The organism is Streptomyces roseirectus, from assembly GCF_014489635.1.
Taxonomy (GTDB): Bacteria; Actinomycetota; Actinomycetes; order Streptomycetales; family Streptomycetaceae; genus Streptomyces; species Streptomyces roseirectus.
Genome location: NZ_CP060828.1, coordinates 7,397,779 through 7,411,366 on the forward strand (window position 1 = coordinate 7,397,779; position 13,588 = coordinate 7,411,366).

General features: G+C 72.2%; 11 protein-coding genes. 6 read left to right on the forward strand and 5 right to left on the reverse strand.

The genetic code is table 11. From position 1 onward, the window contains the following. Positions 1 to 20: 20 nt before the first annotated feature. Entirely contained in the window at positions 21 to 803 is a 783-nt protein-coding gene (locus IAG44_RS31810; RefSeq protein WP_187750523.1) for an ABC transporter permease, read from the reverse strand. Further along, the gene (locus tag IAG44_RS31815) at positions 800 to 1,801 is read right to left on the reverse strand and encodes an ATP-binding cassette domain-containing protein (RefSeq protein ID WP_187750524.1); all 1,002 of its coding nucleotides are present in this window, start codon (positions 1,799 to 1,801) and stop codon (positions 800 to 802) included. Before IAG44_RS31815 ends, IAG44_RS31810 begins: the two co-directional genes overlap by 4 nt. A 63-nt stretch (positions 1,802 to 1,864) precedes the next feature. Here IAG44_RS31815 and IAG44_RS31820 point away from each other — a divergent pair, with 63 nt between their 5' ends. Then, positions 1,865 to 2,581 carry a TetR/AcrR family transcriptional regulator gene (locus IAG44_RS31820; protein ID WP_187750525.1) on the forward strand — a complete coding sequence of 239 codons (717 nt, stop codon included), beginning with the start codon at positions 1,865 to 1,867 and terminating at the stop codon, positions 2,579 to 2,581. Positions 2,582 to 2,598: 17 nt separating this feature from the next. Here IAG44_RS31820 and IAG44_RS31825 read toward each other — a convergent pair whose 3' ends face one another. The 3 genes from IAG44_RS31825 to hmgA form a co-directional block, all read right to left on the reverse strand. Further along, positions 2,599 to 3,729 carry a type ISP restriction/modification enzyme gene (locus IAG44_RS31825; protein WP_187750526.1) on the reverse strand — a complete coding sequence of 377 codons (1,131 nt, stop codon included), beginning with the start codon at positions 3,727 to 3,729 and terminating at the stop codon, positions 2,599 to 2,601. 909 nt (positions 3,730 to 4,638) lie between these two features. Further along, positions 4,639 to 5,388, reverse strand: coding sequence for a GntR family transcriptional regulator (locus IAG44_RS31830; RefSeq protein WP_187750527.1), 750 nt, complete (start codon positions 5,386 to 5,388; stop codon positions 4,639 to 4,641). Next, positions 5,385 to 6,725, reverse strand: a complete 1,341-nt coding sequence (hmgA, locus tag IAG44_RS31835) for a homogentisate 1,2-dioxygenase (RefSeq protein ID WP_187750528.1) — start codon at positions 6,723 to 6,725, stop codon at positions 5,385 to 5,387. The genes IAG44_RS31830 and hmgA overlap by 4 nt, the downstream gene beginning before the upstream one ends. A gap of 162 nt (positions 6,726 to 6,887) precedes the next feature. Here hmgA and IAG44_RS31840 point away from each other — a divergent pair, with 162 nt between their 5' ends. From IAG44_RS31840 to IAG44_RS31860, 5 genes are all read left to right on the forward strand, one after another. Then, on the forward strand, positions 6,888 to 7,652 hold the full coding sequence (locus IAG44_RS31840; RefSeq protein ID WP_187750529.1) for a nuclear transport factor 2 family protein: 765 nt from the start codon (positions 6,888 to 6,890) through the stop codon (positions 7,650 to 7,652). Then, a complete protein-coding gene (locus IAG44_RS31845; RefSeq protein ID WP_187750530.1) occupies positions 7,649 to 8,266 on the forward strand; it encodes a TetR/AcrR family transcriptional regulator in 618 nt (205 codons plus the stop codon). The genes IAG44_RS31840 and IAG44_RS31845 overlap by 4 nt, the downstream gene beginning before the upstream one ends. Before the next feature lie 111 nt (positions 8,267 to 8,377). After that, the gene (locus tag IAG44_RS31850; protein WP_187750531.1) at positions 8,378 to 10,609 is read left to right on the forward strand and encodes a molybdopterin oxidoreductase family protein; all 2,232 of its coding nucleotides are present in this window, start codon (positions 8,378 to 8,380) and stop codon (positions 10,607 to 10,609) included. A 135-nt stretch (positions 10,610 to 10,744) separates the two neighbouring features. Then, positions 10,745 to 12,184, forward strand: a complete 1,440-nt coding sequence (locus IAG44_RS31855) for a CitMHS family transporter (RefSeq protein ID WP_187750532.1) — start codon at positions 10,745 to 10,747, stop codon at positions 12,182 to 12,184. A 70-nt stretch (positions 12,185 to 12,254) separates the two neighbouring features. After that, positions 12,255 to 13,517: an MFS transporter gene (locus tag IAG44_RS31860; protein WP_246562199.1), complete on the forward strand. Its 1,263-nt coding sequence runs from the start codon at positions 12,255 to 12,257 to the stop codon at positions 13,515 to 13,517. Positions 13,518 to 13,588 lie beyond the last annotated feature (71 nt).

The following is a 13,588-nucleotide window of genomic DNA, read 5'->3' on the forward strand; positions in this document are numbered from 1 at the left end:
CCACCCCGCCCCGGCTCACCTCACCCCGTGGCGCGTGCGTATTTCCGCACCGCCAGCGGCGCGAAGACGCCGATCAGCAGCGCGCACCAGGCCAGTGAACCGGCGACCGGATGAGCCACGGGCCAGGCCGCGCCCTCGGGCACGGGCGCGTTGCCCAGAAGGTCACGCAGAGCGGTCGTCACCGCGCTGATCGGGTTCCACTCGGCGACCGTCCGCAGCCAGCCCGGCAGGTTGTCGACCGGGATGTACGCGTTGGACAGCAGCGGCAGCATGAAGGTGGAGCTGCCGAGTTGGCCCGCCGCCTCCTCGCTGCGCGAGAGCAGCCCGAGGAAGACACCGACCCACGTGCAGGCGAACCGGAACAGCAGGAGCAGCGCCAGCGCGCCGACCGCACCGAGCGCCGAGCCCTCGACCCGCCAGCCCACCGCCAGCGCCACCAGCAGGAACGGCACGGTCCCGACCGCCGTGACGACCAGATCGGCCACCGCCTGCCCCAGCGGCACCGCCGCCCGGCTCACCGGCAGCGTCCGCAGCCGGTCCGTCACCCCCCGATGGACATCCTGCGCCGCCTGGAACATCCCCGTCATGATCCCGTTCGCGGCGGTCGCCACCAGCAGCCCGCCGACGAGCACGGTGCGGTACCGCTCGCCCGGCATCGCCAGCGCGCTGCCGAACACGTAGCCGAAGAACAGCAGCATCGTGATCGGCATCGTCTGGGTCAGGATCACCAGCGCCGGATTGTTGCGCACCCGCAGCAGCTGACGGCCCAGCATGGCCGTCCCGTCGTAGGCCAACCCGCTCATGCCGCAGCCTCCTTGAGGTCGCCGGTGCCGCCGATGCCGGCGGTGTCGTCCGTGTTGCCGGTGTCGTCGGTGTTCCGGGTGAGCCGCAGGAACACCTCGTCGAGCGTCGGCGCCCGCAGGCTCGCGTCGAGCAACGGCACGCCCGCCGCGTCGAGTTCGCGCACCAGAGCGGGCAGGGTGAGGCCGGGGCGGCGCGAGATCGCCCCGACGGCGCCGCGTTCGTGGTCGAACGACGGCTTGCCGCCCGTGAGTTGGTCGAGCACCGCCGCGGCCCTCGGCAGCGCGTCCGGATCGGCGACGACGGCCTCCGCGAACGCGCCCACCAGCGCCTTGAGTTCGGCCGGTGTCCCGGTCAGCGCGGCCCGGCCCCGGTCCACCAGGGTGATGTCGTCGGCGAGTTGGTCGGCCTCCTCCAGGTACTGGGTGGTGAGGAGGACGGTGGTGCCCTGCCGCTTCAACTCCCTTACGGCGTCCCAGATGTCGTTCCTGCTGGCCGGGTCGAGACCGGTCGTCGGCTCGTCGAGGAAGAGCACCGCCGGACGCCGGACCAGGCTCGCGGCCAGGTCGAGCCGGCGCAGCATCCCGCCCGAGTAGGTCGAGGCCGCCCGGTCCGCCGCCTCCAAGAGGCCCATGCGCTCCAGCAGTTCGCCGACGCGCCGGTCCGGCCCGGGGACCCGGTGCAGCCGGGCGAACAGCCGCAGGTTCTGCCGGCCGGTGAGGTCGCCGTCCACGGACGTGCTCTGCCCGGTCACCCCGATGGCACGGCGGACGGCGGCGGCCTCCCGGACGAGGTCGTGCCCCGCCACGCGCGCCGAGCCCGCGTCGGGCCGCAGCAGCGTCGTCAACAGCCGCACGGCCGTCGTCTTGCCCGCGCCGTTCGGGCCCAGGACGCCCCGGACCGTGCCTTCCGGGACCGCGAGATCGAGGCCCGTCACGGCGCGGGTCTGCCCGAACCGCTTCTCCAGACCTTCACTAAGTACAGCGTACGTAGAAGTCATGGCGTGACCATAGCGCACTACGTACGGTGTACGTAACTACTATGAGGGGCGAGGTGATGATCGATGGCGAGGCGTCCGGCCGTGCCCGAAGTGATCTGGGCCCGTCCCGAACGGACCGGCCGGGGGCCGAGGCCCGCGTACACGCGCGCCGACATCGCGGCGGCGGCCGTCCGCATCGCCGACGAACAGGGGCTCGACGCGGTCTCCATGCGGCACGTCGCCGCCGAACTGGGCTGCGGGACCATGTCGCTCTACAACTACGTCCCCCGCAAGGAGGACCTGTACGAGCTGATGGTCGACCTGGTCAGCGGCGAACACGAACTGTGGGAGCCGGGCCCTGACTGGCGGGACGACATGCTGCGGGTCGGGCGCCAGACCCGGCGGCTGATGCTGCGCCACCCCTGGCTGCCCGGCCTGATGTCACCGGTCTACGGGTTCAGCCCCAACGCCCTGCGCTACCTCGAACACTGCCTGACCTGCCTCGATCCGCTGACTGACATGCGGTACGGCATGAAGCTGCAACTCGTCGGGATGCTCAACGGGGTGGTCACCACCTACGTCGCCAACGAGCTGGCCACCGCCGAGCGGACGCGGTCGCTGCCGTGGTCCGTGGAGGAGGAGAACGCCGTCCGGATCGCGTACCTGGGGACGCAGGTGGCGAGCGGGAAGTATCCCCGGATGGGCGCGGCGTTCGCGGAGGATCCGGGGCCGATCGATCTGGAGGCGGTGTTCGAGGAGGCGCTGCGGCGGGTGCTGGACGCGTTCGTGCCGCGCGGCTGACGGGCCCGCGGACGGCGTCACAGCAGAGTGAACTGGCCCGCCGGTCCCTCCTCCTGGAAGTCCAGGACCGAGGCCGGGTGGTGATACCTACGGGGTACGGGGAGTACGCCCGCCTCGCGCAGGTCCTCGATGCCGTGCTCCACCTCCAGCGGGTCCCGCAGGTCCGCCAGCAGCGTGAGGACCGTGATCAGCTCCAGGAGTTCGGACGTCCACGACTGGGGCCAGGTGCGGGGGCCGATCGCCGACAGGGTGCCCTGCTCACCGGGCTCGGTCCGTGCCGCGAACCACTGCTCCAGGATCCTCGTCCCGCCGTGGGTGAAGTCCCACGCCTCCCGGGGGACCGGGGAGACGCGGCCCTCGTCCAGGTGCAGGGTCTCCTCCTCGGGGTCGTACCTGAGGGTTACGGGTCGGGGCGGGAGCGGGGCCCGGACGTAGGGGCGGCGACCGCCGGGGAGCTTCGGGCGGTCGCCGTTGCGGCGGTGGAGCCACAGCACGTGGTGACCCCTGCGGGTTCCCTCGGCCCAGGTCTCGGGGTCGCTCGTCAGGGGGACCCGTAGTCCTGAGGTAGTGGTCGCGAGGATCCAGGCGAGGACGTCCTCGGGGCCCGGGATCTCCCCCAGACGGGCGGCGAGGTGGTCCAGGAGACCGGGGGCCAGGTTGGGTTCCTCGGCACCGGGACGGCGGTACAGGGGGCGGATCCGGGAGCCGCGGACGAGGGGGAGGCGCGAGGTGGCCAGCAGGCCGTCCGGGGTCTCCACCAGGAACACCTGGTGCTCGTCGGCGACCCGCCACAGCTCCGGGCGGGCCACGTCGATCAGCCGGTGGTCCGGGATCAGCCACTGCTCGTCGTACGGGGCGTACAGGACCCGGATCGGCGCCGGGCAGGGGCCCGAGGCGTGCGCCAGCCGGCCGGTCCCCGTTGCCTGCCCCGGCAGTTGGGCCACCGTCGAGTGCGGACCACGGACCCTGCTCACCTCGAACAGGCCCTCCCGCTCGGCCCCCTCGGCCCGCAGCAGCGCCTCCCAACGGGCCTTCAGAGCCCCCTCGTCAGGCCCCGCCGGCCACCCCCGGCCCAGCCGTGGGGGCCCGACGGACCACGGCATGAGGTCCGCGAGCGCCGGAGCGTCGTCGTGCGTCACGCTGGGCATGGTACGACGGAGCCGACGCGGCTCGTAGGGCGGACATAGGGGTTCATGTCGACGCGGGCCCACCGGAACGCACGTCCACGACGGCCCTTGGCCGGGGCCGCTCCACCGTGCCCCGGTCCCGGACGGCGACCCCGCGCCGCGCCGGCGATCTCCTCGACCCGGCGTGGAACCACCCCGGCCTGGGGCGCGGCGCACGGACCGAGGCCACAGCACCGGCCGATCGGCTCGACGCGGCGCCGCGCAGGTACTGCTCGGCAAGGACGCCTGGACGCCTCGGACGCCTCGGGCGCCTTGGGCGACGGCCCGCCGAACCCCACGGGCCCGGCCCGCAGCAGCCGGAAGGCGTTTCGGTCGCGGTGCCGCGCGGCGGGTGGAACGGACGGGTGTTCGTGGGCGTCGTGCGGCGGCGCCGCGTGACCGACAGCGGGCGAACGGCCCTCACGGCGGCGCCGGTTGAACAGCGCCCGACGATGTCACGAACCTCGGACGCCGCGCCCCGGCGCGCTTCTCCGGCGGAGCCGCGCCGCCTGGCTCGGGCTCGGTGTCCGCCTGGTCCGGCGGTTTTGTGGGTCTCGGACGGTGTGCTTCGGTGGGGTTCTCCGGCGGGGCTGTGTCGTCTGGCTCGGGCTCGGTGCCCGCCCGGCCCGGCGGCTTCGCGGGCCTCGGACGCCGTGCCCGGCACGGTGGTCCGCCGGGGCGACCCGCGCTCGGGTGCCCTGCCCGCCCCGGCGCCCTGGCGTCCCGGCCCTCGGCGAGCGCGCCGCGCCTCTTCGCCGATCTCACCTCCGCCCTGCGGAGCGCCCGCCTCGGACGGACGGTTGCCTGACTCGGCCGCCCGCCTCAGAAGGCCGCCCGACCTGGCCGCCCGCCTGACCAGAACGGTGTGCTCGCGCCCCGTCGCCCCCCTCCTCACGGCGCCTCCAGCGTCACCGTGAACGAGAACCGGTCCCCCCGGTAGTGGATGACGGCGACGTCCAGCACGCGCCCCGACGGGTCGTACGTGACGCCCGTGTAGTGCAGGATCGGGCTCAGCAGGGGGACGTCGAGGAGGCGGGCGGTCTCCGGGTCGGCGAGGCGGGCCTCGACGGTGTCGGTGATGCGGGCGATGTCGGCGTGGACGACGTCCCGCAGGACCTTGGTCATGGGGTGCCGGACGAGGTCGTCGGGGTCGACACGCGCGGCGAGTTCGGGGCGCAGCCAGTTGCGGGCGTGGTTGGTGGGCTCATCGCTCGCCTCGTCGCGGCGCAGCCGGTGATAGGCCGTCACCTCGGCCAAGTCCGGGAAGTGCTCGGCGAGTTCGGGCGGTACGGGAACCGTGCGCGTGTCCAGCAACTTCGTGCGCATGCCCGACTGCTGGGCCACGATCGCGTCGACCGACCCCAACAGCCGTACCGGCGTGCCGCGTTGGGCGCTCGGTTCGATGAAGGTGCCCCGGCGCCGGTGCCGGGTGATCAGCCCCTCGGCCTCAAGTTCCTTGAGGGCCTGACGCATCGTCAGGACGCTGACGCCGTAGTGGGCCGCGAGCTTCTCCTCCGTGGGCAGGCGCAGCGGGTCGTGCGGTGAGCGCCCGAGGATCGAGGCGCGCAGCGACTGCGAAACCTGGTACCAGAGAGGGAGTTTGCGGTTCAGGGTGAGCGAGTCGGGCGCGAAGGAGGTCACGGCGCCTGCCGGAAACGCCAGTGCGAGGGCCGGAAGTGCCGCTCCAGGCCCCGCCACACGTCGTCGTACCGCTCCTGAAGGTGCTCCCCGGCGTGCGGCGCGAGCGTGATCGGCCAGCGCGTCTCGAACATGAACGCCAGCCCGTCGTCCAGGCGTTGGGGCTTCAGCTCGGCCTTGCTCGCCCGCTCGAACGTCTCCCGGTCGGGGCCGTGCGCGGACATCATGTTGTGCAGCGAACCCCCGCCCGGCACGAACCCCCCTTCCCCGGAACTCTTCGCGTCGTACGCCCCCTCGATCAGCCCCATGTACTCGCTCATCACGTTGCGGTGGAAGTACGGCGGCCGGAACGTGTCCTCGCCGACCAGCCAACGCGGCGCGAACACCACGAAGTCGACGCCGGCCAGCCCCGGTGTGTCCGACGGCGACGTCAACACCGTGAAGACCGACGGGTCGGGGTGGTCGTACGAGATGGTCCCGATGACGTTGAAGCGGCGCAGGTCGTACACGTACGGGACGAGGTTGCCGTGCCAGGCGACGACGTCGAGCGGCGAGTGGTCGTACTCCGCCCGCCAGAGGTTGCCGCAGAACTTGTTGACGACCTCGACGGGCCCCTCGACATGCTCGTACGCGGCGACCGGGGCCCTGAAGTCCCGTGGATTGGCAAGGCCGTTGGCGCCGATCGGGCCGAGGTCGGGGAGACGGAAGTGGGTCCCGTAGTTCTCGCAGACGTACCCGCGTGCCGTCTCGTCGAGGAGGGTGACCCGGAACCGGACGCCTCGCGGGATCAGGGCGAAGTGCCCCGGCTCCGCCGCGAGTTGGCCGAACTCCGTGTGCAGGAGGAGCCCACCGTGCTCCGGGACGATCAGCAACTCGCCGTCCGCGTCGGAGAAGACGCGGTCCATCGAGGCGTTCGCGTGGTAGAGGTGCACGGCCATGCCGGTGCGCTGGGTGGCGTCGCCGTTGCCGCCGACCGTCCACAGCCCGCCGACGAAGTCGGTGCCGGGCGCCGGTTCGGGCAGGGGGTTCCAGCGCAGGCGGTTGGGGTCGGGGACGGTCTCGGTGAAGGGACCCGTACGGATCGCGCCGTTGTCGATCCGGGTGAACGCGGGGTGCGCGGCCGAGGGGCGGATCCGGTACAGCCACGAGCGGCGGTTGTGGGCGCGCGGCTCGGTGAACGCCGTACCGCTGAGTTGTTCGGCGTACAGGCCGAGCGGGGCGCGCTGCGGGGAGTTGCGGCCCTCGGGGAGGGCGCCGGGTACTGCCTCCGAGCTGTGCTCGTTGCCGAAGCCGGTGAGGTAGGTCAGCCCCTCGGCGGTCTTGCGCGCCTCCGTGCCCATGCTCGCTCCCTCGCGCGTACGAATCCTCTGCACCACCGTAGGATTCAGGGCTCTGCCCCGCAAGAGTTACCCCCGTAGTCCTCTGGTAGGACGATCACCGGGTGACGAGAACCAGACTCCAGGGGGATTCGAGTGCCGGACCGCTGTTCTAGGCTCACCGGCATGTCGTGGATGCGTGGTCTCATCGCCGCGCTCGTGGTCTGTGTCCTGCTGCCTGCCGGACTCGCGGGCTGCGGGTCGGGTGCCGGGTCGGAACAGGGGGACGGGAAGAACGGGGCGTCGACCGCCCCGGTCGGCAAACTCCTGGAGCACACGGACGAGGCGGGACGCCAGTACCGGGAGGTCGGCGCGAAGGGGGCGCCCTGGGTCGGCGTCCAGGTCGAGCCGGAGTCCGACGGGAGCTGGGAGGTCCGGCTCACCCTGCGCAACTTCCGGTTCTCCCCGCAGGGCGCCGCGCCCATGGCCGTGGAGGGGCGCGGGACCGCGCGCCTGTACGTCGACGAGAAGGCGCTCGCCGAGCTGCGCACCCCGATGTACCGCATCGGCGCCGGCTACCTCCCGCACGGCACGCACCACGTCACGGCACGGCTGTACGCGGACGACGGGACGGTGTGGGCGGTCGACGGAAAGGCCGTCGAGAGCACGGCCGACATCACGGCGTCCGAGCCGGAGGAGTCGAAGTCGCCGTCCGGGACCCCCGCCGGAAGTACTACGGGTACCACCGGGGGAGGCCCGACCCCCAAGCCCTCCCGCGAGGGACCCCCCAAGGGTTCCCCCTCTCCCTCGACAGGGGCGACCGGGGTACTGGGCGCGGGCGCGCCGCACACGGCGGTAGCCTCTAGCACCTCCGCGCAGTCGAGCGCGGCCGGTGCCCCTCCCCGTACCCAGGGGCGAGGCACAGCGGTCCCCGGCGGAAAGGCGTCATGAACTCCGTGCCCCAAGCGACCTCGCTGCGCCGCGCGCCCGTCCAGCGGCGCAGCGCGGAACGGCTGACCAGGATCCTCGACGCCTGCGCCGACCTCCTCGACGAGGTCGGCTACGACGACCTCAGCACCCGTGCCGTCGCCCAGCGGGCCGGCGTCCCCATCGGCTCCGTGTACCGCTTCTTCGGCAACAAGCGGCAGATGGCCGACGCGCTCGCCCAGCGCAACCTCGAACGGTACTCGGGGCGGGTCAGGGAACGGCTCGGGCAGGGCCCCGCCGGGGACTGGCGGGCGGCCATGGACGTGGTGCTCGACGAGTACCTGGAGATGACCCGCAGCGCCCCCGGCTTCTCCCTCGTCGACTTCGGCAACCAGATCCCGGTCGGCTCCCGGCACGCGGAGCCCAACACGCGCGTCGCCGACCGCCTCACCGAGCTGCTGTCGGACTACCTCGACCGCACCCCCGACGACGATCTGCGCCGGACCTTCCTGATCGCCGTCGAGACCGCCGACACCCTCGTCCACCTGGCCTTCCGGCTGGCTCCCGAGGGGGACGCGAAGGTGATCGAGGAGACCAGAGAGCTACTGCGCGCGTATCTGGCGCGGGTGCTGGACTGAGAGAGCCGAACCGAAGCCCGTCCCGAGTCCCCCAAGGGACTCCCCGTAATACCTACCGGTCGGTACGCTCGGGTCGTACGAGCGTCAGCGTCGCCGCACCGGGAGGAACCCATGCCCCGCACCGCACTCCGTGTCTGCCCCCTGTGCGAGGCCACCTGCGGGCTGACCCTGACGATCGAAGGGAGCAGGGTCACCCAGGCCAGGGGCGACCGCGACGACGTGTTCAGCAAGGGGTTCATCTGCCCCAAGGGCGCGTCCTTCGGGGCGCTCGACGGCGACCCCGACCGGCTGAGCGCACCGCTCGTCCGCCGGGACGGCGAGCTGCGCGAGGCGACCTGGGCCGAGGCGTTCGACGCGGTCGCGGCCGGCGTCCGGGGCGTCGTCGAGCGACATGGGGCCGACTCCGTCGGCGTCGTGCTCGGCAACTCCAACGTGCACACCGTCGCCGGCGCCCTCTACCCGCCCGTCCTGCTCGCCGGCCTCGGCACGCGCAGCTACTTCACCGCCTCGACGGTGGACCAGATGCCCAAGCACGTCTCCAGCGGACTCCTCTTCGGTGACGCCAACGCCATCCCCGTACCCGACCTCGACCGCACCGACCACCTGCTGCTCATCGGCGCCAACCCCCTTGAGTCCAACGGGAGTCTGTGCACGGCCCCCGACTTCCCGGGCCGCCTCAAGGCGCTCAAGGCGCGCGGCGGCACCCTCGTCGTCATCGACCCGCGCCGCACCCGGACGGCGAAACTCGCCGACCGGCACATCGCGATCAGGCCCGGCACCGACGCCCTCCTGCTCGCCGCGACGGCCCGCACCCTGTTCGAGGAAGACCTCGTGAAACTCGGGGAGTTGACCCCGCACGTCGACGGCCTCGCCGAACTCCGGGACGCCGTGGGCGAGTTCACCCCCGAGTCCGTCGCCGAAGCCTGCGACGTCGACGCCGGCACGATCCGCGCCCTCGCGCGGGACCTCGCCGCCGCCCCAACTGCCGCCGTGTACGGGCGGATCGGCAGCTGCACGGTCCCGTACGGCACGCTCGCGAGCTGGCTCGTGGACGTCCTGAACATCCTCACCGGCAACCTGGACCGCCCCGGCGGCGCCCTCTTCCCGCAGGCCCCGACCGACCGGACACCCCGCCCGGCCGGCCCGAGCCACGGGTTCGCCCTCGGCAGGTGGCACTCCCGGGTCGGCCGACACCCGGAGGCCAAGGGCGAGTTGCCGCTCTCCGCGCTGGCCGAGGAGATCGACACGCCGACGGCCGAGGGCGAGCCGATCCGCGCGTTGATCGCCGTCGCCGCGAACCCGGTGCTGTCCGCGCCGGACGGCGACCGGCTCGACAAGGCGCTGGCCGGCCTCGACTTCATGGTCAGCGTCGACCCGTACCTCAACGAGACGTCCCGGCACGCCGATGTCGTCCTGCCCCCGCCGCCGCCCGCGCAGAGCCCGCACCACGACTTCGCGCTCAACACCCTCGCCGTCCGCGCCCAGGTCCGTTACAACCGTGCCGCGGTCCCCCTGGAACCCGGGCGCATGGCCGAGAGCGAGATCCTGGCCCGTCTGACTCTCGCCGCGACCGGCATGCACGGCGCCGACCCCGCCGCCGTCGACGACATGGTCATCGCCCAGACCCTCGGCAAGGCCGTCAAGGAAGCGCACTCCCCGGTCCACGGCCGCGACCCGAAAGATCTCGCGGACCAACTCGCCGGTGAGAACGGCGTGGAGCGCCGCCTCGACCTGATGCTCCGCCTCGGCCCCTACGGCGACGGCTTCGGCACCCGGCCCGACGGCATCACCCTGGAGAAGGTCCTCGCGCACCCGCACGGCATCGACCTCGGCCCCCTGCGCCCGCGCCTCCCGCAGCCGTTGAAGACCCGCAGCGGCAGGATCGAGCTGTTCCCCGAGCCGATTGCCGCCGATCTGCCACGACTTGGGCGCGCACGGGACGAACTCCCCGCCGGACTGGTCCTGGTGGGCCGCCGCCACCTGCGCTCCAACAACAGCTGGATGCACAACGTCCCTGCCCTGACCGGCGGTTCGAACCGCTGCACCCTGCACGTCAACCCCGAGGACGCCGAACGCCTCGGCATCGCCGACGGACAGGACGTGCGTGTGCGGGGCGCCGGGGGAGCGGTCACCGCGCCCGTCGAGGTGACCGACTCGGTGCGGCGCGGCGTCGTCAGCCTGCCGCACGGCTGGGGCCACAGCCGCCCCGGAACCCGCCTGAACCACGCGGCCCTCGACCCCGGCGTCAACGTCAATCAGCTCCTCGACGGCGGCATGCTGGACCCCCTGTCGGGGAACGCGGTCCTCAATGGGGTGCCCGTGGAACTGAGCCCCGTCGACTGACGTCTTTCTGACCTGGAGTTTTGCGCTTATTGCTCGCGTGTCAACGTCTTGTTAACACTTCCCGGCGCCACCTAACGTCGTCGCACCGCCAGCCCCCGGTGGGATGTTCAAGGGCGAACGTTAGGTGTCCAACTCATGCTGACCATCCTCGGCTTCACCATGATCGCGACCTTCTTGGTCCTGATCATGCTGAAGAAGATGTCGCCGATCGCGGCGCTCGTACTGATTCCCGCGCTGTTCTGCGTGTTCGTCGGCAAGGGCGCCCACCTCGGCGACTACGTCATCGACGGCGTCACCGGTCTCGCCCCCACCGCGGCGATGCTGATGTTCGCGATCGTCTACTTCGGTGTGATGATCGACGTCGGCCTCTTCGACCCGATCGTGCGGGGCATCCTCAAGTTCTGCAAGGCCGACCCGCTGCGGATCGTCGTCGGCACGGCACTCCTCGCGGCGATCGTCTCCCTCGACGGCGACGGCTCCACGACCTTCATGATCACCGTCTCGGCGATGTACCCGCTCTACAAGCGGCTGAAGATGAGCCTGGTCGTGATGACCGGCGTCGCCGCGATGGCCAACGGCGTGATGAACACGCTGCCCTGGGGCGGGCCGACGGCCCGTGCGGCGACCGCGCTGAAGCTCGACGCCAGCGACATCTTCGTCCCGATGATCCCGGCGCTGGGCGTCGGCCTGCTCTTCGTGATCGCGCTCTCCTACGTCCTCGGCCGGCGCGAGCGCAAGCGGCTCGGTGTGCTGACGCTGGACGAGGTGCTGGTGGAGGAGAAGGAGTCGGAGACGGTCCTGGTCGGCGCGGGTACGCCGGGTACTACGGGGGCTACGGGCTCCAAGGCCGCCGCCGGAGGCACTGCGGGTACTACGGGTACTGCGGGTACTACGGGCAGCGGCGACAGTACGGACTCCGAGGACGACGACGGCTTCCGCGCCCTCGACCCCGACCGGCCCACCCTGCGCCCCAAGCTCTACTGGTTCAACGCGCTCCTCACGGTCACCCTGCTCACCGCGATGATCATGGAGTGGCTGCCGATCCCGGTGCTGTTCCTGCTCGGCGCGGCCCTCGCCCTGACCGTCAACTTCCCCCACATGCCCGACCAGAAGGCCCGTCTCGCCGCGCACGCCGAGAACGTCCTCAACGTCTCCGGGATGGTCTTCGCCGCCGCTGTCTTCACCGGCGTCCTCAAGGGCACCGGCATGGTCGACCACATGGCCCGCTGGCTCGTCGACAACATCCCCGACGGCATGGGCCCGCACATGGCCTTCGTCACCGGCCTGCTGAGCCTGCCGCTCACCTACTTCATGTCCAACGACGGCTTCTACTTCGGCGTCCTGCCCGTGCTCGCCGAGGCCGGCCAGGCGCACGGCGTGTCCTCGCTGGAGATCGCCCGTGCCTCGCTCGTCGGACAGCCGCTGCACATGTCCAGCCCGCTCGTCCCGGCCGTCTACGTCCTCGTCGGCATGGCGAAGGTCGAGTTCGGCGACCACACGAGGTTCGTCGTCAAGTGGGCCTGCCTCACCTGCCTGGTGATCCTCGCGGCGGGCATGCTCTTCGGGATCATCTAGGACAGGTACGTCTGGGGCAGGTACTACAGATACAGGTACTAGGGGAAACCCCGTACAACCGGAGGTATCAGTGGGGCCCGGCAGGAACCGCGGCTGGCTGCTCAGGCTCGTCGTCGCCTTCTCCTTCGCGCAGGGGGCGGTGTCGATGGCGCGGCCCGCCGTCTCCTACCGGGCCCTCGCGCTGGGTGCGGACGAGCGGGCGGTCGGTGTGATCGCGGGGGTGTACGCGCTATTGCCCCTGTTCGCGGCGGTGCCGCTGGGGCGGCGCACGGACCACGGGCGGTGCGCGCCGCTGCTGCCGGTGGGCGTGGTGCTGATCGCGGGCGGCTGCGCGCTGAGCGGGGTCGCCGGCTCGCTGTGGGCGATGGCCCTGTGGAGCGGGGTGATGGGGCTCGGGCACCTCAGCTTCGTCATCGGCGCGCAGTCGCTGGTGGCCCGGCAGTCCGCGCCGCACGAACAGGACCGCAACTTCGGCCACTTCACCATCGGCGCCTCCCTCGGGCAATTGGCCGGGCCCGTCGCCGCCGGCGCCCTCATCGGCGGCCACGACCTGGCCGGCACCAGCGCCCTCGCGCTGCTCGTCGCGGGGGCGGGCGCGGCCGTCGCGGTCAGCTCGCTGTGGCGGATCGAGGACCGGGCGACGATCCCCACGTCCCGTGCGCGGCAAGGCGACCGGGTGTCCGTGACGGGGATCCTGCGGACCCGGGGAGTGCCCGCCGGGATGCTCGTCAGCATGTCGGTGCTGTCCGCGACCGACATCCTCACCGCCTATCTGCCGGTGGTCGGCGAGGACCGCGGCATCTCGCCGGCGGCCGTCGGTCTGCTGCTCAGCCTGCGCGCCGCCGCGTCCATCGCCTGCCGGCTGATCCTCACGCCGCTGCTGCGCCTGCTCGGCCGCACCCGGCTCCTCACCCTGACCTGCCTGCTGGCCGCGCTGCTGTGCGCCGCGATCGCGGTTCCCGTGCCGGTGTGGGTGCTCGGCGTCGTCCTCGCGGCCCTCGGCTTCTGCCTCGGCGTCGGCCAGCCGCTGTCCATGACGACGGTCGTCCAGGCGGCCCCCGCCTCCGCCCGCTCGACCGCCCTCGCGCTGCGCCTCACCGGCAACCGCCTCGCCCAGGTGGCGGCCCCCGCCTCCGCCGGCCTCCTCGCCGGCGCCGTCGGAGTGGCGGCCCCCTTCCTGCTCCTGGGCACCCTCCTGCTCCTGTCCTCGGGGGTGGTCCTGCGGGCACCGGCACCCGAGAGGGACGAGAACCCCCAGGAGGACGACCCCCCGAACCGACCCGTACGCCAGGACTACCCCCTGAGTCGCAAGACCGAGGACCGACACCCCTAGGGGTATCCCGCACCCTGAATGGGGCATCCCGCACCCTGAATTCGGACGTCCGCTTTCTCATACTTCGGGAC